Here is a 20,202-nt window from a genome sequence, read left to right as displayed (position 1 = left end):
CCGCGAGCAACACCGCGGCGAACGACCGCGAACCCGCACCCCGCCAGGTGGACGGCGACGGGCGGCCCGGTCCTGGCCCGAAGCGTCGTCGCGCATCCACGTCACAGCCGCGCCGGCCCGCCGGTCCGGCAACGCATCAAACGGTCGGCGGAAATATACGGCCACCGGTGCATCGCGGCCGTCGTTCGACAATGCCGCGCACGGCCGAGCGGCATTTCCACCGAACACTCCGCACGGCAGGAACAAGCAACCACTGTCCCCATGGACCGCCGGTGCAGATTCCCGAATGACGTGATCGCAGCGAGCATGCCGCCGGGATGTGACCGCCACGGGCATACCGTCCACATCGGACAGCGCTGGAAGCTGGGCGAAGCCCTCGAAGATCCACCTACGGATGAGGACTCCATCCGTGACAGGCCCGGCAAAGTTGCGAGACGTCCGAATTGTCCAACCATGCCGTTGCCACTCAAAGGCCCACGAACAGGGGGGCCGGATCGCGATTGGTGTTCCAAAACGGACAGAACTCGACTTGTCGGGGCCCTGCCATCCGTGGTCGCCTACCGTGCCGTCCTTTGACGTGCCGAGGGAACCATTCCGCTACGTGTCGTGTCTGCCGGCCATCGAACGCCGCACCCGCCGCACCCGGCTGGCCCCGGACAACCGGGCCTACCATGCGCTGCTGCGCACCAAACGTGCACCCGGCGAACGCGGCTTCGCGCTGCTCACCAACCGTTGGCGCAACCACGCCACGCCACCGCCAGCCCGCCCACCATCGGTGACACCGTCCGCGTTGGCCTCGTCCTCATCCATTTCGAATACCGGAACCTACCGAATCCTTGCTGAGATCACGTCTTGCGTCAGATCGGCGCCACCGCGATCAGGGCGGTGAGTGCCACACAGCACCAACCGAACCAGTCTCCGAGTCGACTGTAGACGGTCGTGGCTGTGGCGAGTGAAACCCTGGCATCGACCGCCACGCCCTCCGTGGTGTCGGCCTCGATGACGATCCGGCCAAACGCGTCGCTTACCGTGGCTCGGCCACTGCGGGCAACCCGCGCCACCGCGACACCCGACTCCACACCTCGCACGATCGCCATACGGCTGTGCAACCAACCGTCACGGACGAAGTCCCACGCCGGAGCAAGCAACATCTGCGCCCCGCCACGCCGGTAGGCACGAACCAGCGAGGGAAAGTCGAGATCCTTACAGATGAGCACACCCAAGCGCCGGTCACCAGGCAGATACCGCAGGTCGCGACCCGGGCGGTAGACGGCCTCCAACCCCGGTACCAAATGATGCTTCTGGTACACGCCTGGCGGGTCTCCCCCGGCACTGAAGACCACCGCGACATTCGCCGACGCCGTCTCGCCCAGGCGCGCCACTCCCGCCACGACATCCACGCCAAGGTCGACCGCCGCCCGTGCCAGAGGCTGCAACTGCTCAACCATCCGGACTTCGTCGACGGCGAATATCACCTCGGGCAACACGATGACACCTGCCCCACGACCGGCGAGCAGACGCACCTTCTCGACATACCGCGACACCAAAGCCGCGCCCTCCGGCGAGTCGATCCGCACCGGCCCATCAGACTGCTCAACTACGGCCAGGCCGACGTGCACCCGCTCTCCGAGCACAGCACACCGGCCGCGCCGGACCGCGTACCCCGCGAGCGCGGCAACAATTGCCGCGGCGGCGAGGAGCACCGCCACCCGTTCCCCGCCCGTACCCACCGGCGCCGTCACCGCGGCGGCAACGCTGGACGGTAGCGCGAGCAACGCTGTTATGCCCCACAACCCGGTCAACGAGGCCACCTGCGTGACGGCCGGAACGTCCGCCTGCGAATATGCCACACTCCACGACACACCATGCGGGGATCGAAGCGCCACGAGGAACTCCAACGCGACCCACGCCACCGGCACGGCCAACGCAGCCAACCCCAGATGACCGGCGACGAGGTGCACCCTCGCCAGCGCCACGACGGACGCCACCCCCGCACAACCACCGACGAACCGCACCGCCACCAGGAGACGGGACATGTGCACATCGCGGGTGTAGAACGACCAAAACCCGAGCTGGCCAATAAACCAGGCACCGGCAGCCACGCTGACCGCCGCGAACCACGGCACTCTCGGCGCGAACACGAGCAACGGCAGCAGCGGCGCCCAGGCAGCAACCGCAACCGGCCGAAGCCCTGAACCCAGCCGAAACAGCCAACCAGATATCGCGGTAACCGCCACACACGCGGCGACCTGCCCGACCACCGTACCGCTCACGGGGCGACCCACATGGACATGGACGTTCCGTTCAGTAGGCAGCCCACCGATAGTATCGGCGCGAACCGATGCGAGCCAGCGCCGGCCGAACGTCGGCCGTCAACCACCATGAGGTTCATGCCAACGGGTCGCCGCGAGTCAACGAAGACGATCGTGGTGTCCTGACACGCCGAACCCCGCAGGGCGGGCTACGCCGGTGACATGACTTCGTAGAGGTTGCGGGCGTCATCGATGAAAAAGAGGCCGCGGGCACACAACGGGTGGTCGATGCGGCCGTTGTCAGGTTCGTCGGGTTCGCTCCCGTAGGGCACGCCGTTGTCACGCAGCCGAGCCAGGATCTGATCGAAGGTTGCCGGGTCGACGTCGAACGCCAGGTGCAGTCCGACCGGGTGATCGACGCCCATGAAGTCGAGGGTGAGCTGCTCGTTGACCCTTACCTGGGCGAAGTGGCGGACATTGCCGGAGTACGTCAATCCCATGATGCCGGCGAAGAATCGGGCGGCCTTCTCATTGTCAACCGCGGGCACGATGGTGTGGTTCAGGGTGATGGTCATGCACCACACTACGGAGTGAGCACTTACTCCGTCAATCGGATTTCGGATCCGACACCAACACGCCGCCGGGCTGTCGCCAGCACTCATCACTACATTTGAATACAATGTACGTGGAGGCGATGTGAACGACGCGAAGTTGGTGCCGCAGCTGATCGAAGGTTGGGCGAGCACCCGACCCGACGCGCCGGCACTGGTCGGTCCTCATGGTGTGACCACCTACGCCGAGCTGTGGGAGCGGGCGACGGCCTGGGCGGGCGCGATCGGCGAGTTGGCCGGCCCCGACCCGGTGGTGGGCGTCATGCGGTCCCGCGATGCGTTGATCCCCGTAGTTCAGCTGGCCGCGTGGATGGCGGGTGCGGCGTACCTGCCATTGGATCCCAGCCTCCCGCGAGGACGACTCGAGACGATCTTGCGCGAGGCTGGCTGTCGGCGCGTACTCACCACCGACGAGCTGCGGCACCTGTTGCCGGATCACATCGTGGCGATCACCCGTCCCGCCGCGGCGATCGCCCCGGCGCCATGGAATCCCCAGCGGCTCGCGTACGTCATCTACACCTCCGGATCGACCGGCACGCCGAAAGGCGTCGAGATCGAGCACCGAAACCTGGCCGCGTTGACGCATTGGTACCGGGAGTTCTATGCGCTCGGGCAGGACTCGCGTACGTCGATGTTCTCCAACGTCGGCTTCGACTGCCTCGTCGTTGACGTATGGGCCGCGCTCTGCACGGGTGGCGCGGTCGCGGTCCCTGAGCAGTCGATATTGAGCGACCCGCACGAGATGGCGCGTTTCCTGGACGAGTTCGGGGTCCAGCACTCGAACATGCCGACCGCGATGTTCGAGCGCTACCTGGCGGCCGGCGCCCGGTCGGCGACGGTCCGGACGATCGAGACCGGTTCCGAGCAACTTCGCAGCTGGCCAGACCCCGACTCGGCTGCCGTGTACAACGCCTATGGGCCGACCGAGGCCACCGTCCAGGTGACAATTACCGGCGACCTACGCACGTACCGCCGGCGCAGCAGCCTGCCGCCACTGGGGCGGCCGTTGCCCGGTGTGGAGATTACGCTGCTCGACACCGCCGGTATCGCGATCACCGAAGCAGAACGCAGCGGCGAGCTGGTCATCAGTGGGGACCTTGTCGGTCGTGGCTACCGCAACCGGCCCGAACTGACGGCCGAGGCGTTCGCGGCGGGACCGCCCCGCGCATACCGCACGGGCGACCTGTGCCGATGGAATGCCGACGGCGAACTGGAGTATCTGGGCCGCATCGACGACCAGGTGCAGCTCACGGGATACCGGGTCGAGCCGGGCGAGATCGAGCAGCAGATGATGCGGGTGCCGGGAGTCCGGCTCGCCGTCGTCGCGCCGGTCGGCGAGGGCACATCCATGTCGCTGTACGCATGGGTCGAGGGCGACATCGAGGCGGAGAAGCTGACGGCAGCCCTGCGAGAGAACCTGCCCGAGTACATGATCCCGGCCACGATCGAAATACTCGATCAGCTCCCGATGACGGTGAATGGAAAGATCGACCGTCGCGGACTCGTCGCCGCGCTCGGCACCGCATGACATCGGGCCTCCGATGACTGCGACACAACCTTGTGGCCGGCACTCGAGTGGCCGGCCGGTCGTGAAACGACGTCGCTGGCTGGTTGTACTCGTTGTGCTTGCGTTGGTCGGGTGCGGTGTGTCGTCGACGGCCGACGATGGCGGCGCGGTCGTGCGGTCCGGCAGCGGCCAGCCGTACTCGCCGGTGTGGCTCGACGACGGGCTGTACTTCGGGGTCGCCCCGTTGCATGGTGATGGCCCGGACGAGCTGTGGCGGTGGCGCGACGGGCAGGCGGCCGGCGAGCCGGTCGCCGTCCGGGTTGCCGAGTGCCGCCCAACGCTGCTGCGGCCGGAGCGCCGGCCGGGCGGTGACCTGGCGGTGGCCGCCGGCTGCTTTGAGGACGGCGAGCTCAGGGTCCGCATGCTGGCAGTCGACCGAGCCTCCGGCGCTACCACGACCTTGGTCGGGCCGCCGGGACAGGACGTGGTGTGGTCCGGCCAGACGGCGTTCAAGTCGGTTGCCACTGGTCCGTGCCTCGGCGTGGTTCGCATCGTGGGTGCACGCATCGAGGCGATCGAGACCGGGCCGTCGTTCGATGGGCGCCCCTGGCCGTCCAGCCGCTGGGCCGTCCAGGGGCCATCCACCTGTCCGGACGTCGGCCGGGTCCGGTTCCCGGTGACGCTGGACGACCGCGAGCGGATCGCTGCTCTGGCTACAGGCGACACCGGTGACGCGGCGGCGTGGACCTGTATCTGGCGTCCGCCGGACTGACCGGTGCGGCAACGCCGATCGCCGGCGGGTTCTCGAACGTCGGCCGCGTGTCAGCCACACCAGACGGATCCCTGTTCCTGATAGAGGCCACGCACGACGGCACGGCGGGCCTATGGATGGTCGACGCCGCTCGTGGCACCGTCCGGCTGCTGCGAGCCGGGAAGTTCGCCGGCGCCGGGCTGTCGCCCGACGGCCGGCGTGTCGCCGTCGTCGACTACCGCAACGGCCTTCGCCGCATCACGGTGCTGCGGGCGTGAACAATGGCAACGGCCCTATGCGCGCTGATCGATACGACGTCACCGACGCGCCAGTTCTTCGATGGCCCGCGCTGTCGCGTCGGGATGGGTGATCATCGGCCAGTGCCCGGCGTCGAGCGCGCGGAAGGTCCAGCCTGGGCTGTCCTCGGCGATGTCCGCCGCCGGCGGTGTGGTGCGAAGGCATCGCACATAGGCGAGCTTCGCGCGAGTCGTCTCCAGTGGTTCAGCGATCGCCGGCTCAGCATAGGTCGCGATCGGCTGCGGCGTGAGCTTCGATCGCATCCACGCGAAGTCGTCGTTGCTGATGCCGTGCCCGGGATAGACCTGGTCGAGTTGCTCCCCGGTGAACCACGGGATCGCGCCGTCGATTGCGAGACCGGTCATGTATTGCTCCACGCCGGGCCCCATGACCTCGAACCACGACGTGCCCGGCTGGGGCAGCACGGCATCGAGGAACACCGCGGTTCGGATCGCGCCGGCGTCGCGGGCGAGCGCTCCCGCCGCGACGTATCCGGCGAAGGAGTGCGCGACCAGCGTCACGTCGCTCAGCTCGTGGTCGGCGAGGAAGCCGGTGATGTCGTCGATCCAGTCGCCGAGGGAGACCTTCGCAGCAGGCGTGGCGTCCTCGCCTGTCGCGCGCAGCTGCGGGGCGAGCGTGCGGAATCCGCGAGCGTCGAGGACCGGGATCACCCGCTGCCATGCCCACGGGCCCAGCCCGCTGCCGCCGAGAAGCACGATCGTGTGAGTATCGGTCATCGGTCCGCTCCTGTTCGGTGAATGAAGTCGGTCAGGTCCGCGACGAACTCCGTCGGCGCGTCCAGAGCGGCGACGTGCCCGCCGGTCGTGTGCTCGTACCAGGCGACGAGGTTGTTCTCGCGCGAGGCGACGTCGCTCGACGCGAAGTCCCCGTTCCCGAACACGCTGACTGCGGTGGGAACGCGCGACGCCGCCGCATGCTGAACGTCGCGGTTCGCGGCGTAGATCCGCATGCTGCTTCCGACACTGCGGGTAAGCCAGTAGAGCGTCGCGTTGGCGAAGATGAAGTCCGACCCGAGCCCGAAGTGCTCGCCCAGTGCCGATTGCCAGAGCTGATACTTGTCGAGCTGCCACGCCAGCAGCCCGGTCGGTGAGTCGGCCAGCGCAAACGCCAGCGAGTCGGGCCGCCGGGACTGGAGCTGCAAGTATCCGGCGCCGTCGATCGCGAACTCCCGGAGACGAACCCAAGCGGAGTCCGTCGTGGTGCCGTCGGCCATGACCCCGCGCAACCCGGCACTGACGTGGACGGCAATCACCCGATCCGGCGCGTACGCACCGATCTCCCTCGCCAGGACAGAACCCCAATCTTGACCATGCACCACGAAACGGTCATGACCGAGCCTCTCCATCGCGCTCGCCAGCAGGGCCGCCGAGTCCGTGACGGACCAGTTCTGCGACGGGAGCGGCGTCGTGCCGAAGCCGGGAAGCGACGCGAGGACGAGCTCCGATCCGATCGCACGCAACGGCTCGATCACTCGATGGAACGCCAGGAAGGACGTCGGCCAGCCGTGGAGCAGCAGGATCGGCACGCGCCCGCTGCCCTCGAACCGCACGACGTGCACGCTCGAGGTCTCCGCCTCGACGATCTCGTGTTGCCCTACCGGGGGAAGCCGCGGCTGTTCGAGCCATCGAGCCCAACCGCTCGAGTATCGCTGGATGAGCGGCATCGGGGCGCCGTTTGCCCACGTCTCATCGGCAGGAAGGCTCGGCCAGGTCGTCGCGTCCAGGCGGCGGATCAGTTCATCCGCATCCTGCGGCAGGCCCGGCAGCGCCCCCAGGAGCAACTGGTAACATGTTGTCACTGTTGCAGACTAAGGAGAATGACATCATGTTGTCAAAGGGCGGCCGATGAGCGCCGCGGATGCGGCGCTCCATCACCTCTTCGAAGCGAACCGCCTCCTGCGCGAAGCCGGTGAGCGAATCGCGTCAGCGGCCGGCCAGACCCACGCGCGCCGCATGGTCCTCCAGGCCGCCGCGGACGGCGCGACGGTGCCCGACATCGCTCGCCGGCTCGGGCTCCACCGGCAGGGCGTGCAACGCATCGCCGATGAGCTCGTGGCCGATGGCCTCGGACGCTACGACGAGAACCCGCGCCACCGCCTGTCGAAGCTGTTCGTCGTCACCGACCGCGGCACAGCCGCGCTCTCGACGATCAGCCGTGCGCACGGCACGTGGGTCGACGCCATCGAGGCCGAGGCGGCCGACATCGACTGGTCCGCGCTCCGCAACGACCTCGCGCTGCTGGTTCGAGTTCTCCAGGATCAGGCCCAGCGAACCACGCCACCGCAATAGCGACGCACGGGTCATCGCGTGAAGGCCTCACCCGAAGGCCGGCGGCCCCCGGCGCGGCAACGCGTTGCGCCGGGGGCCGCGCGGCGAGGCGGCCGGTTCGAGGCCGCTACGAGGCGGTGCGGTAGGCCCGAATGATCGTTTCCTCGACGCCGTTGCCGTGACTGTCAACGGCTCGCGTGCGCAAGGACACATAACCGGTTCCGGTGCCGGCCGGCATACGGGCGACCCAGCCATCGGCGCGTGCGGCGAGATTGGCCCGCTGCCAGTGCGCGCCGTCGTCGTACGAGAAGTCGACCGACAACTGCCGGACGACGGCCCCGTCGGGGCGCTGCCACTCGACCCAGACCGGCAGTTCCGACCTTCGTTCCGATCGTGGGCCGAACCGGACCGCGAGGAGCGACAGGGGCACACCGAGGCGGCTGTCAGCCGGCGGCGTCGCCGAACTGAACGTCCATACGGCGTCGATGCTGGTCGAGTAGGGCGTGGCGTCCTGTGTGGCGTGCACCTCGAGGCGATAGCCGGCCGCCGCTCCCGGCACGATGGCGTTGAGTACGCCCGGCAGGTCGGACTGGGCCAGCAAGGCGCCGTCGCGGTAGAGCGCGGTTCGGGCCGCGGTGACCGGCATCCCTCCGCCGGCGTTGGGCAGGCCGGGGGCATACAGCTCGACCCCGATGAGCATTCTGTCGCCGTGCCGGGTCGCGCCCGGCAACCGGTTGACGGGCATCGCCGGGCCGAGCACCGGGGCACCCCAGCGCATCTCACCGGCCTCAACCGGTTGCCAGCTCAGGTACTCGGATGACCGTTGGGTCCGATCCTCGCCCACGACCCGAAGGCGCACGTAATTCTGGAGCCAGCGCACGTCGCCGGTGGTGAAGTACTCGGCACGGGCGGCGCCGGGCACGACCATGAGCGGGCCGTCATAGGACCATGGGCCGAGCATGCTCCCCGGTGCGCTGCTGACAGCCAGTGTTGCCCGGTTGGCGTCGCCTGGTTGCAGATCGCGCTGCGTGACTGCGACGAAGTCGCCGGCCTTCAGTCGGCGGTTGAAGCCGTCGAACATCCTCCCGTTCCTGGTGAAGGCGGCGTTGTATCGGTATGGGCTGTCGGCGAAGTTGCCTGCCGGACCCGGCGCGGCGAAGTGCGCGGTGATCGTCGCGGCGAATCTGCCTTCCGGTGCCGGCGCGCCGACATTGCCGACGTACAGGCCGTCGAACGACGCGGCGTTCATACCGCCCTGGATGCCGCCGTCAGCCGCGTAGTACTGAACAACACCCATCATCATCCGGGCGGACGCGGACGGCACGGTCATGCCGATCGGCTTCGCCGTGCGGGCGTCGAGGGTGACTGCGGCGTCGGCGTGGGTCAGGTCGAGCCACGGCTGTACGAGCAGACTCTCCGAGCCGTCAGCCTCAAGGATCCACGACGACAACACATAGTGCCCGGCGGGCAGCCGGACGGTCATGGTGCCGCTGGCGTCGTGCGGGTGGACTACGGAAGTTGTCTCGTAGCTCGCGATGGAGACCTGGTACAAGCCGGTGGGTCTGCCGTCGCGACCGACGTAGCGCAGGGTGACGTTGTACGCCTCTGGTTCCCGCTCGACGGCCAGCGGCGTGGTGACTGTCGCGCCGCCGCCGGTCGCGTTGATCCGGCCGGTGTACCAGCCATCGGGGGCGCCGGCCAGGGAGGTGTTCACGGTGAGTGTGACGGTGGCGTCTCCGCCGGCCGGGACCGTGAGTTCGGTGGCGGTGAGAGTGAACATGCCCGCCGGTGCCGGTTGGCCGGTAGGTCCCGAGACGTCAGCGGTCAAGGCGAGCGTCACCGGCTGCTGGCCGGTGTTGTGGTAGGTCACCGTACGCGTCAGGTTGGGATCGTCACCGTGCGGCCATGCCTGGGTGCCCAGCCCGACACTGACCGGTTCGCTGGTGACCGCCGCGGCGGCTGCCTTGGCGACGTCGATCCGCCCCGAGCCCTGCGCCAGCGGAGAGACCCCGTCCAGCGGCACGGCGGAGCCGGTCAGCGCCGCCTTCACCCGTGACGCCGGCCAGTCCGGGTGCACGCTCATCAGCAGGCTCGCCGCGCCCGCGGCGTGCGGCGTGGCCATCGATGTGCCGCTGAGCCGCACGTACCGCTCCCCGACCGGGACGCCGATCATGCCGGTGGATGAACGCGCGGCCACGACATCGATGCCTGGAGCGGTGACATCCGGCTTGATAGCACCATCCCCCGGCCGCGGCCCACGGCTGGAGATCTCCGCCAGCCGGTCGGACTTGTCGACGGCACCCACGGACAGCGCCGCGTCGGCGGTGCCGGGCGAGCTCACCGGCGCATTGATTTTGCCGCCGTTGCCCGCTGCGACCACGAACAGCATGTTGTGCTGCGCGCTGAGCCGGTTGACGGCATCCTCGAGCGGGTCGACGCCCTCGGTGTCGGCGTGACCCAGGCTGATGTTCACCACGCGGGCGCCACGCTCGGCCGCCCACTGCATGCCGGCGAGAATCGCCGACTCCTGGCAGCCGGTGAGCTCGCAGACCCGGCCGTCGAGGAGCTTCGCACCCGGCGCGACCCCGCGGTAGCGGCCGTCCGATGCCGCTCCGGTACCAGCGACGGTTGCGGCGACATGGGTACCGTGCCCGATCGGGTCCCCGACCACCCCGCTGCCGGTGAAGTCCTGCGCGGCGATGACCTGTCCGGCCAGGTCCGGGTGCGTCGCGTCGATTCCCGAGTCGAGGACCGCGACGGTGACTCCGCCACCGGTGTAGCCGTCCTGCCACACTTTGGGCGCGCCGATCTGCGGCACGGTGACGTCCAGGTCCAACCGGCGGCGGCCGTCCAGCCACAGGCGGGCGACGCCGCCGTTCAGCTCGCCGCCGCCTGCCAACCGGCGCCAGAAATCCACCGCGGTGCGCTTCGGCGCACGCAACGCGTCGGCGCGAGCACCGGACAGGGAACGGACTTTCCGGCTGGCCGCCGGCGCGGCCGGAACGCTCAGCGAGGCACCGTACTGGACGATGAGCGGCAGATCCGCGGCGTGCCTGTCGTCGTATTCCGCCTCACGTAGCGCGGTGACGTCGAACAGCCGCCGGTCGACTCGCCCGCTGCCGACGAGGCCGATCGCGTCGCCGGGCACCACGATGAGGTGTCCCCGCTCCGTGCTGGTCGCGAACGCCACCCGCTCTCGCCCAGCGCCGGCCCGCACGCTCACTTCGCCGCGCTCGCCCAGCAGCACCTGGTCCCCGGTCACCAGCGTGACGACCGACGTACGTGTCGCGGGGGCCGCGCCGGCCGCGTGCGCCGGTGGCGACCCACCGGCCAGACCGACCACCGAGGCCGCGACGAGTATCAGCGGCAGCAACACGTGAAGCACACGCACCACAACTCTCCGTTCGACGCAGGACTTCCTACGCATGCACCTGTGTCGACGAAGTGGTCTAGATTACCGGCTCGGCCGGTAATGCTCCTCGCTTTGCCGACACAAGAAGCGGTGTCATCGTCTTCGACAGTCAGGAGCCCGGATGCCATCGTCGGGAGCGCGCTCAGAGGGCTGGTTCGCTGATCTCTATGCCGCCCACCATTCGCAGGTCGTCAGATATGCGCTGCGCCGCCTGGGCGACCCGGATGCCTCATTGGACCTCGCGCAGGAGGTCTTCATCGTCGCCTGGCGACGACGTCTTGACGTGCCGGACCGCCACCTGCCCTGGCTGTACGGGGTGGCCCGGCGCCTTCTGGCGAACCATTGGCGCGCTCGTCGCGCGGCACCGGAAATCGTCACGCTCGCAGTGGAAGGCGCGCAGCGGGAGCACATCGCTGCGGCATCGACCGGACAAGCCGCCGGGGACCGGCTCGACAGGGTCTCGGTGGCGCTCGCCTCCCTGTCCGACATGGACCAGGAGATTCTCCGGTTGATCGGCTGGGAGGAACTGACCGTCACCGAGGCTGCGGTGGTCCTCGGATGCCGGGCAGCGACGGCGGCGGTCCGGCTGCACCGGGCGCGGCGCCGGTTGGCCGAGGCGTTGCGGTCCATCCCGCCCGATAGCGATGAGTTCGCCTTCGATTCGACGAGAGCTAGGGAGATCAGACATGTTTGACAAACGCGCCGTCCGGGCGCTGCTCGGCCCGGTGGATCCAGCCCGTCAGGTCGCCGTGCCACCGCCGCGCACCTCGGCGGCCGACGTGATCGCCAAAGCGGAGGCCGAGTCGGTTCCGGTCGGGCACCGGGTTCGCACTCGTCGCCTTCTCCTGATCGCCGCGGCGGCCACGGTAGCGGCCGCGGCCGGCTCGGCCTACACCTGGAAGCGCAACAGTCCAGGACCGCACGAACAAGCCGGAACGGACACGTCGGACACGCACCAGGACCGTCCGCAGCCCGGGCTGCGGTTGGGGCCGGTGGTGCAGCCGGTCGCGCTGCAGTACACCACCAACCCGCCGGCGGCGAGTGAACGGTTGCGCGAGCTTGCCGATCGTGTCGCACCCGCCCCCTACGACACGACGTCAGGTCGCTACACCTACATCCACACCGTTGGCTGGAACGCGGTGTTCGACGACACCCCGGACGGCAACACACAGGTCATCCGGCCCGACGACAAGCAGATCTGGTACATGGCCAACGGATCGGGCCGCATCAAGACGACCCCGCTGGCGCCGGTGTACCCCAACGAGGCCTCTCGCCGGTACTGGGAGCGTCGGCTCGGGTCTACCGCGACGCCCGGCGCCGCCAACGTCTACGTGCTCGACCTGCCAGCTGGGATCGGCCCGCGGCAGCCGCTACCGACCGACAGCGCGGACCTGGCCAAGCGCCTCGGCGTGGACGCGGTCGGCCAGCACGGCGCGCAGGTCGTGTTCAGCGCCGTCCGCGACCTGTACTCGATGCACGTGGTGCCGCAACAGACCAGAGCACAGATTCTGCGTGCCCTGGCCACCGTGTCCGGGATCGCGTGGCGGGGCTCGGTCACCGACCGCGCCGATCGCACCGGGATGGCGATCAGCATCGACACAAAAACCTTGCAACAAATATTGATCTTCGACCCGCTCACCGGCGCTCTGCTGGCGTATGACGAGGTCGAACGACCCAACGATACCGTCGCCGGCGCCAAGCTGTTCCTCGGCGCCGACCACACCGATCACCTAGGTTGATCAACGGTTATACTGGAAGCGAAGCCGCTGCAGCGGTGTTCCCGGACGAGGCGAGTCGTACCCGGCCTGCAAAGACGACCGTTCCTGAAGGTTGTAGGTCGTCATGCCTTGGTTCGTTCTGATCGTTTCCGGGCTCCTGGAATCCGTGTGGGCGGTGGCGCTGTCGAAGTCGGCAGGCTTCACTCGCCTCACCCCGTCGCTGGTCTTCGTGGTCGGCCTGATCGGCAGCATGATCGGGCTCGGCTATGCGCTGCGCACCATCCCGATCGGCACCGGTTACGCGGTGTGGGTGGGCATCGGCGTGGCAGGCACCGCGCTCGCGGGGATGTTCTTCATGGGCGAGTCCGCCAACGCCCTGCGCATCCTGTCGCTCCTGCTGGTCATCGCCGGGGTCGTCGGGCTGAAGGTGTTCCACTGATCGCAGCGGGCTTCGGATGCCGAAAGCGGCATCCGAAGCCCGCGGATCCACACGAAGTCCAAGCCCGGTCAGGTCCCGCCGACGGCCCGCCCGGTTGGCTGGTCACCTGGACCGGGCGCTCGGTGCGATCGCGAGCACGGCGACGGCGGTGACGACGGCGACGACGGCACCTGTGGCAAAACCGCGGGAGAACCCGTCCGTGCCGGTGCCGGCGATGCTGGCGGCGGCCGTGCTCGATATGACGGCGGCGCCGAGCGAGGCGCCGAACTCGTGGAAGGTGCTGACGATTCCGGAGGCCAGGCCGGCTTCGTGCGGCGCCACCTGGCCCAGCGCGGTGGCGGAGGCGACCACGAACAGCGGCCCGGTGCCGAGGGCCGTCACCGCTATACCGGTCACCAGGGCTACCGTTCCGGTCCAGAGCGCGGGGACGGCCAGACCGGCGGCGGCAACGACCAGCCCGGCCACCGCCAGGGCGCGGGGCCCTGTGCGGCCGATGATGCGCCCGGCCACGTTCGCGCCGAGCATGGTGGACAGCGCGACGGGAAGGAAGAGCAGGCCGGTGGCCAGCGCGCCGTAGCCGTAGTGCCCCTGCAAGGCGAACGTGCCGAGAAACAGAATCATGATCATGAGTGCGGCGGCGACGAGGATCAACAGGGTGCCGGTCGCCACGGGCCTGCGGGTCAGCAGCCGCAGGCTCATCAGCGGGTTTGCGGCGAGGCGTTGGCGCGCCACGAATGCGCCATAGAGGACCGCCGACACGAGCAGCAGCACGGCGGTGGGCCAGGTGACCCAGCCGTGGTCGCCGGCCCTGATCAGCGTGTAGATCAGGGCCGCGGTCGCCGCGGTCACCAGGGCCGCGCCGGGGACGTCGAGGGCAGCTCTGGCGGCGGGTGCCGGCCGCACCGGCAGCTGGCCCCGGAGCGTGAACAGCAGCACGAGCCCGACCGGGACGTTGACGTAGAAGACCCATGCCCAGCCCGGTCCAGCGGTGAGCAGCCCGCCGAGCAGGACGCCGAGTGCGGCGCCGCTGCCACCGAGCGCCGACCAGATGCCGAGCGCTCGGTTGCGTTCGTCGCCCTCGAAGATCGTGACGATGAGCGACAGCGCCGCCGGTGACAGCATGGCGGCGGCCATGCCCTGGGCCACCCGGCCGGCGAGGAGCATCGGCCCGGAGGAGGCCAGCCCCGCGGTGAGCGATGCCGCCGCGAACAGCAGGAGACCGGCGAGGACGAGCCGGCGGGCCCCGAACAGGTCAGCGGCGCGGCCGCCGAGCAGCAGCAGTCCGCCGAACGCGAGCGTGTAGCCGCTGACCACCCAGGTGAGGGTTTCCCGCCGGAGGTCGAGGTCTGCGCCCATGTGTGGCAGTGCGACGGCCACGACGGTGACGTCGAGGATGAGCATGAGTTGCGCGACGCCGACCAGCCCGAGGATTCGCCAGCGTTGCGGATAGGGGCTGCCGGTCGAGCCGGCTGCCGAGGTGGTTGCGGTCCTGGACTCGGACACGTGATCGCCTCCGGACGCTTAAGTCATACAGGTAGTGTTCAACTTACGTCCGCGTACTGTAGCTCGTACACCCACTGTTTGACTTAAGGAAGTTGTATGGCTCACTCCGTTGCCGGGTCGGCCCGCCGGGCGGACGCGCGGCAGAACGCCGAGAGGATCGTGCGGGCGGCGATCGCCCGCCTCGGGCGCGATCCGGAGGCGAGCATGAACGACATCGCGCGGGAGGCGGGGGTCGGCAGGGTAACTCTGTACGGGCACTTCCCGTCCCGAGAGGCCCTGGTCGAAGCGGCATTGGTGCGCCTACTGGCCGAGGGCGACAAGGTATTGGAGGCCATCGACCTCGCCGGCGATCCCGGCGACGGGCTGCGGGCGCTTATGGAGTCCGGCTGGCTGTTGATTGCCCAGGCGTCCTCGGTCCTGCAGGCGGCGCAGACGGTTCTGCCCCCCGGCCAGGTGCAGCAACTGCACGCCAAACCGGAGCAGCGGGTTCATGATCTGATCCGCCGCGGCCAGGCCGAAGGCGTTTTCCGGGCCGACATTCCGGCCGACCTGCTGGCGAGCGTCTTGCACCACATCCTGCACGGCGCGGCGACCGACGTCGCGACCGGGCGGCTCGATACGACGGATGCGCCACGTTTCGTCGCCGAGATGGCCTTGGCCGTATGCGTGGTACCGGCGACACAGGGAGGCCAGACCTCACCCCTGCACGCTTAGTGACAAACGGTGTACTCCTCGACAAAGACCGTTGGGTGCGGGCCATCGAGAGATTTCAAGATGCCCTGCTGAACACATGGCGAACGTTCCGAGTGGTCGACCGGCGAAATGATCGCCGTATGTATCGGCATACTGGAGCGGCTTGTCCGGGTCGCGATATCCCACCGTGAACCGCGCGACGCCGGCCGGCGTCGGCGCACCGCCGCAAAGGAGCGGAAACTCACCAACCGTTCACCGAGGGAACCGATCCGCACCACTCATTCGTCTATCAACGGGAAATGCCGACGGGGGTTGAGGAGAAGGCATGCGAACACGTACCGTAGCGGCGATGTTAGGTGCCGTCGTCACGCTGGGCGTGGGGGTGGACCTGGTCGGCGACGCCGGCAAGTGGAACAGCCCGGCAATGGTGTTCACCGATCACACGACGGCCACCTGCGCCGGTCCGTCGGCCCCGACCGCCTCGCCCCGGGCGTCCTGCCGCCGGTCGGCCTGCACGCACGCGTCACCGGCTGCAGGACGGACGAACGAGCAGCACAATGCTGGCCCGGCACCCGACCGGCGGCTGAAGTGGCACTGCCCGAGGCGGCGCCCGTCGTACAAGCGCCAGCCCGCACAGGACGTGACCTGGTTGTCGCCGCTCGTCGCCCGATCCGCGGAGGCCCACGCCCGATGACTTCGCCGCTGGATTGGTCACTGGTGCGCGGCGGGCTGCCGATCGTTGTCGGGGTAACCGCCGCGGCCGGGATGGCCATGCTGCTGTACCGCGCGGGCCGCGGGCGGATCCGCTGGGGACTGGTCGCCTGCGGGTCGGCCGTGGCGCTCAGCACCGCCGGCGGGTGGTATGTCGACAACGTGTGGCGGCCATTCCCCGACCACCTCCCGGCCGAGGTGCTCGGCTGGGTCGCGTTCGGGCTCGCCGGTGCCGGGCTGGCGGTGGTGTGCTGGCCGGGCACGGGATGGCGGCTGCGGGGCGTGGCGGTGCTGGCCGCGGCGGCGACATTGCTGGGCAGCGGGCTGGCGATCAACGGCCTGTACGGCCAGTACAGCACGGTGCGCGCCGCGCTCGGCCTTCGACCGGCCAACAAGATCCGGCTGGAGGACGTGGAGCCGCACGCCCGCCACAGCGTCGAGCCGGTGCCGGACCGGCCGCTGGCCGCGGTTTGGCGGCGGCCGGCCTACCTGCCCGCCAGCGGGCGGCTGCTGAGCGCGCCCATCCCCGGTGAGAAGTCGGGCTTCTCCGCGCGGCCGGCCTGGGTGTACCTCCCGCCGGCCTACCTCGCGACCGAGCGCGCCGTACTGCCGGTGCTGGTGCTGCTCTCCGGCCAGCCGGGCAGCACGCGCGACTGGCTCGACGGCGGCCAGGTCGACCAGGTGATGGACCGTTTCGCCCGCGAGCACGACGGCCTGGCACCACTGGTGGTGATGCCCGACGCCCTGGGCTCCACCATGGCGAATCCGCTCTGCCTCGACTCCCGCCTCGGCAACGTCGAGACGTACCTCACCGAGGACGTGCCCTCCTGGATCCGGTCGCACTTCGAGGTCGACCCGGACGTGCGGCACTGGGCCGTCGGCGGTTTCTCCTACGGCGGCACCTGCGCGCTCCAGCTGGGCGTGCGACGGCCCGACCGGTACCGGACGCTGTTGGACCTCTCGGGCCAGAGCGAGCCGACCCTGGGCGACCGGGCCATGACCGTCTCCGCGGCCTTCGGCGGGGACGCCGCGGCCTTTACCCGGGTCAACCCGCTCGACATCCTTGCCACGCAACGTTTTCCCACCACCACGATGCTGATGGTCGTCGGGCGGGATGACGGCGAGTACGGGCCGCAGCAGCGGGCTGTCCGGGCCGCGTGCGAGCGGGCCGGGATGACCGTGCAGTGGTGGGAGCCCCCGGGCGGGCACAACTGGCAGGTGTGGGGCCCGGGCCTGGTCGCCGCACTGCCGCAGCTGGCAGCGCGGATCGGACTCATCGCCGGATGAACCGCTCGATGCTGCGGTCAGCCCCGTTCTGCACGGCGCTGATCCTCGGACTGTGGCTGGTGGGCGCCGCCTCCGGCACGCTGCGGCACGGGCCGAGCGGCGGGCTGGCCGCCGCCGTCGGCATCGGGCAATGGCCGCCGCACTGGTGGACGCCGCTGACCTCGGCGCTGTACTGCCCGAACCTGACCGGGTACGTGGTCGCCACGCTGGCCGTCGTCGCGCTCGTGGCCCCCATGGAGCGCCGGATCGGCACCCTGCGCACGGCGGCCGTCTGGCTGGCGATGCAGGTCGTGGCGGTACCGCTGGGGGCGCTCGTGCTCGCGTCCGCGCCTGCCGTGCCCGGCTGGTGGATTCCCGCGCCGGACGGGCCGACGGTGATCGGGCCGGCGCCGGCGGCGCTCGGACTCGCTCTCGCCGGCAGCGCCGTGCTGGCGCCGTTGTGGCGGCGGCGGCTGCGGCTGGTGCTCGTGGTCGCGCTGGTCATGCTTGTCCTGTACGCCGGCCGCCCCACCGACTTGGTGGCGTTCATCGCCGGTCTGGCGGGCCTGCCGCTGGGCCGGCTGCTCCGGCGCGGCGATCCGCCGGCCGCCGGGCCTCCCACCCGCCCCGAGGTCCGGGTGCAGCTGGCACTGACGGTCGCGGCCTGTGCGGTCGGGCCCTTGGTCGCCACGCTGATGGCGCGCCCGAGCGGGCCGCTGGCGCCGCTTCGGTACATCGTGCTCGCACTGCCACCCGAGCTCGCCGACGTGAACATCGCCTGCGGCGACCCGGAGCTGATCGACCAGTGCCACACGATGCTGGCCCAGCTGCGCGACACCACCGGCCTGGGGTCGTTGCTGCTGTCGATCCTGCCCGTCGCCCTGCTGCTGCTCGCCGCGGAGGGCTTGCGGCGCGGGCGGCGCTTCGCGCTGCGCCTCGCCGTGGTCACCAACCTCGCGCTCGCCGGGCTCGGCGCGCTGGCGTTCGATCTGGTACTGCGGCTGGACGACTCCGCCCAGTCGCCCGAAGCGCCGGCGGAGACGGTGTCCGTCGTCGCCGCCGTGGCACAGCCGCTGCTGGTCGCGGGCCTGCTGCTGGCGTTGCGTGGCAGCTTCCCGCTCGTGCCGGCGCGGCCGCGGCGCCGGGCGCTGTGGCTGCTCGGTGCCGGCGGAGCCGCGGCGGCGGCCGTCGCCTACCTCGTCGGCGGGTACCTGCTGCGCCACCAGTTCGACCCGGCACCGACGGTCGGGCAGCTGCTGGCCGACCTGCCGCTGCGGTTCCTGCCGATCGGGTACCTCGACCTTTTCCCGCCCGCGTTCGTGCCCCGCGGGGCACTGGCGCAGGTGTTGCACGGCTGGATCGGCACGGCGGCCTGGCTGGCGCTGCTCACCGGGATCGCGCGCAGCTACTTCGGCGACGAGCCCGAACAGGCCGGTGGCGACGCGGCCCGGGCCCGGCGCCTGCTGGTCGAGCACGGCGGCGACTCGCTGTCGTACATGGTCACCTGGCGCGGCAACAGCTACTGGTTCAGCGACGACGGGCGCGCCGTGCTGGCGTACCGCCTCAACTCGTCCGTCGCGCTCACCCTCGGCGGGCCGGTCGGCGACCCGGCCACGCGTGCCGCCGCCATGCAGGAGTACAGCCGGTACTGCCTCGAGCGCGGTTGGACGCCGTGCTTCTACGGCATCACCGAGGAGTGCGCGGATTCGCTGCGCGACAACGGCTGGGGCCTGGTCCAGGTCGCGGAGGAGACGGTGCTGCCCCTGCCCGGGCTGGCCTTCCGCGGCCGGCGGTGGCAGGACGTGCGTACCGCGCTCAACCGCGCCGGTCGCGAGGGCATCGAGGCACGGTGGTACCGCTTCAGCGAGGCGCCCCCGGAGATCGCCGCGCAGGTGCGGACGATCTCCGACGCCTGGGTCGTGGGCAAGGGCCTGCCGGAGATGGGGTTCACCCTGGGCGGCCTCGACGAGGTGCGCGACGACGAGGTGCGGTGCCTGCTGGCGGTCGACCGGGACGGGCGCGTTCACGCCGTCACGAGCTGGCTGCCGGTGTATCGCCAGGGCCGGGTGGTCGGCTGGACGCTGGACATGATGCGCCGGCGCCCGGACGGCTTCAACGGCGTCATGGAGCTGCTCATCGCCTCCGCGGCCCTCCGGTGCCAGGAGGAGGGCGCGGAGTTCCTGAGCCTGTCCGGAGCTCCGCTCGCCCGCCGCGACGCCCCGCCCCCCAGCGGCCTGGCGCACCTGCTGCACCGGCTGGGCGGCACCCTCGAGCCGATGTACGGTTTCCGCTCCCTGCTGGCCTTCAAGGCGAAGTTCCAGCCGGAGTACCGGCCACTGCTGCTGGCCTACCCCGACCCAGCCGCTCTTCCAACGATCTGCAACGCCGTGACACGCGCCTACCTGCCGCGCCTCACGCCGGCGCAGAGCGTGCGCCTGCTCCGCCAGGCCCTGCGTGCGACGTGGCCCGCCCGCCGGCCGCCCGCCCCCGCCGGCACTGATCCGACCGTGGCAGGAGCGTGAACCTTGCCGCGTCGGCGGCAGCGTCCGGTCACGCTCGGCTGGCGGCCGCGGCGACGGCGGGGAACATCAACGCGACCGTCGTCGCGGCTGCCGTGCTGACCGCCCTGTCGGGGCTGCTCGCCGCCCGCTGGATCAGCGACCGCCCGACCGGCTGAGGCAACCACCACTCACGCCGCTAATGCTACATCTCGGTGTTGACACGTTAGATCGACGATCGGTATACCTAATGTGT

18 protein-coding genes and 1 riboswitch are annotated in these 20,202 nt (G+C 70.0%); of the genes, 12 read left to right on the top strand and 6 right to left on the bottom strand.

Features of this window, described 5'->3' with window-relative positions:
- Positions 1-857: 857 nt before the first annotated feature.
- Positions 858-2,273 (bottom strand): nitrilase-related carbon-nitrogen hydrolase, encoded by a 1,416-nt coding sequence (locus ABT297_RS17840; RefSeq protein ID WP_350550375.1) that lies wholly within the window; start codon positions 2,271-2,273, stop codon positions 858-860.
- Between the two features lie 188 nt (positions 2,274-2,461).
- On the bottom strand, positions 2,462-2,827 hold the full coding sequence (locus ABT297_RS17835; protein ID WP_350550373.1) for a VOC family protein: 366 nt from the start codon (positions 2,825-2,827) through the stop codon (positions 2,462-2,464).
- Positions 2,828-2,948: 121 nt separating this feature from the next.
- Between ABT297_RS17835 and ABT297_RS17830 the strand changes: the two genes are divergently transcribed.
- The 3 genes from ABT297_RS17830 (at position 2,949) to ABT297_RS17820 (ending at position 5,399) form a co-directional block, all read left to right on the top strand.
- A complete protein-coding gene (locus ABT297_RS17830; RefSeq protein ID WP_350550370.1) occupies positions 2,949-4,391 on the top strand; it encodes an amino acid adenylation domain-containing protein in 1,443 nt (480 codons plus the stop codon).
- Positions 4,392-4,509: 118 nt separating this feature from the next.
- A complete protein-coding gene (locus ABT297_RS17825; RefSeq protein WP_350550367.1) occupies positions 4,510-5,142 on the top strand; it encodes a hypothetical protein in 633 nt (210 codons plus the stop codon).
- 47 nt (positions 5,143-5,189) lie between these two features.
- Positions 5,190-5,399: a TolB family protein gene (locus ABT297_RS17820; protein WP_350550364.1), complete on the top strand. Its 210-nt coding sequence runs from the start codon at positions 5,190-5,192 to the stop codon at positions 5,397-5,399.
- A 39-nt stretch (positions 5,400-5,438) separates the two neighbouring features.
- On the opposite strand, the gene ABT297_RS17815 is transcribed toward ABT297_RS17820, so the two are convergent.
- The gene (locus tag ABT297_RS17815) at positions 5,439-6,155 is read right to left on the bottom strand and encodes an alpha/beta fold hydrolase (protein ID WP_350550361.1); all 717 of its coding nucleotides are present in this window, start codon (positions 6,153-6,155) and stop codon (positions 5,439-5,441) included.
- Entirely contained in the window at positions 6,152-7,219 is a 1,068-nt protein-coding gene (locus tag ABT297_RS17810; protein WP_350550359.1) for an alpha/beta fold hydrolase, read from the bottom strand. Before ABT297_RS17810 ends, ABT297_RS17815 begins: the two co-directional genes overlap by 4 nt.
- Before the next feature lie 64 nt (positions 7,220-7,283).
- On the opposite strand from ABT297_RS17810, the gene ABT297_RS17805 reads away from it, so the two are divergent.
- The gene (locus ABT297_RS17805) at positions 7,284-7,727 is read left to right on the top strand and encodes a MarR family winged helix-turn-helix transcriptional regulator (RefSeq protein WP_350550357.1); all 444 of its coding nucleotides are present in this window, start codon (positions 7,284-7,286) and stop codon (positions 7,725-7,727) included.
- Between the two features lie 106 nt (positions 7,728-7,833).
- Here ABT297_RS17805 and ABT297_RS17800 read toward each other — a convergent pair whose 3' ends face one another.
- Positions 7,834-11,097 carry a S8 family serine peptidase gene (locus ABT297_RS17800; protein WP_350550355.1) on the bottom strand — a complete coding sequence of 1,088 codons (3,264 nt, stop codon included), beginning with the start codon at positions 11,095-11,097 and terminating at the stop codon, positions 7,834-7,836.
- 142 nt (positions 11,098-11,239) lie between these two features.
- Between ABT297_RS17800 and ABT297_RS17795 the strand changes: the two genes are divergently transcribed.
- From ABT297_RS17795 to ABT297_RS17785, 3 genes are all read left to right on the top strand, one after another.
- Positions 11,240-11,812: an RNA polymerase sigma factor gene (locus ABT297_RS17795; protein ID WP_350550352.1), complete on the top strand. Its 573-nt coding sequence runs from the start codon at positions 11,240-11,242 to the stop codon at positions 11,810-11,812.
- On the top strand, positions 11,805-12,857 hold the full coding sequence (locus ABT297_RS17790; RefSeq protein WP_350550350.1) for a CU044_5270 family protein: 1,053 nt from the start codon (positions 11,805-11,807) through the stop codon (positions 12,855-12,857). Before ABT297_RS17795 ends, ABT297_RS17790 begins: the two co-directional genes overlap by 8 nt.
- Positions 12,858-12,875: 18 nt before the next feature.
- A riboswitch (guanidine-III (ykkC-III) riboswitch) is annotated at positions 12,876-12,940 on the top strand.
- Positions 12,941-12,960: 20 nt separating this feature from the next.
- The gene (locus tag ABT297_RS17785; protein WP_350550347.1) at positions 12,961-13,275 is read left to right on the top strand and encodes a DMT family transporter; all 315 of its coding nucleotides are present in this window, start codon (positions 12,961-12,963) and stop codon (positions 13,273-13,275) included.
- Between the two features lie 102 nt (positions 13,276-13,377).
- Here ABT297_RS17785 and ABT297_RS17780 read toward each other — a convergent pair whose 3' ends face one another.
- Complete coding sequence (locus tag ABT297_RS17780; RefSeq protein WP_350550344.1) at positions 13,378-14,778, bottom strand: MFS transporter; 1,401 nt, start codon at positions 14,776-14,778, stop codon at positions 13,378-13,380.
- 96 nt (positions 14,779-14,874) lie between these two features.
- Here ABT297_RS17780 and ABT297_RS17775 point away from each other — a divergent pair, with 96 nt between their 5' ends.
- The 5 genes from ABT297_RS17775 to ABT297_RS17755 all read left to right on the top strand — a co-directional run bounded on the left by ABT297_RS17775 (position 14,875) and on the right by ABT297_RS17755 (position 20,125).
- On the top strand, positions 14,875-15,492 hold the full coding sequence (locus ABT297_RS17775; RefSeq protein ID WP_350550341.1) for a TetR/AcrR family transcriptional regulator: 618 nt from the start codon (positions 14,875-14,877) through the stop codon (positions 15,490-15,492).
- A gap of 304 nt (positions 15,493-15,796) precedes the next feature.
- A complete protein-coding gene (locus ABT297_RS17770) occupies positions 15,797-16,165 on the top strand; it encodes a hypothetical protein (RefSeq protein WP_350550338.1) in 369 nt (122 codons plus the stop codon).
- On the top strand, positions 16,162-17,469 hold the full coding sequence (locus ABT297_RS17765; protein WP_350550335.1) for an alpha/beta hydrolase: 1,308 nt from the start codon (positions 16,162-16,164) through the stop codon (positions 17,467-17,469). The genes ABT297_RS17770 and ABT297_RS17765 overlap by 4 nt, the downstream gene beginning before the upstream one ends.
- Positions 17,470-17,477: 8 nt before the next feature.
- On the top strand, positions 17,478-19,970 hold the full coding sequence (locus ABT297_RS17760) for a bifunctional lysylphosphatidylglycerol flippase/synthetase MprF (RefSeq protein WP_350550333.1): 2,493 nt from the start codon (positions 17,478-17,480) through the stop codon (positions 19,968-19,970).
- Positions 19,967-20,125, top strand: a complete 159-nt coding sequence (locus ABT297_RS17755; RefSeq protein WP_350550331.1) for a hypothetical protein — start codon at positions 19,967-19,969, stop codon at positions 20,123-20,125. The genes ABT297_RS17760 and ABT297_RS17755 overlap by 4 nt, the downstream gene beginning before the upstream one ends.
- Positions 20,126-20,202 lie beyond the last annotated feature (77 nt).

The sequence above is a fragment of the Dactylosporangium sp. NPDC000555 genome (genome assembly GCF_040300025.1).
In the GTDB taxonomy this organism is placed as follows: Bacteria; Actinomycetota; Actinomycetes; order Mycobacteriales; family Micromonosporaceae; genus Dactylosporangium.
The sequence above is the reverse complement of the archived record's forward strand: the minus strand, read 5'-3'. Positions and strand labels throughout refer to the sequence as shown.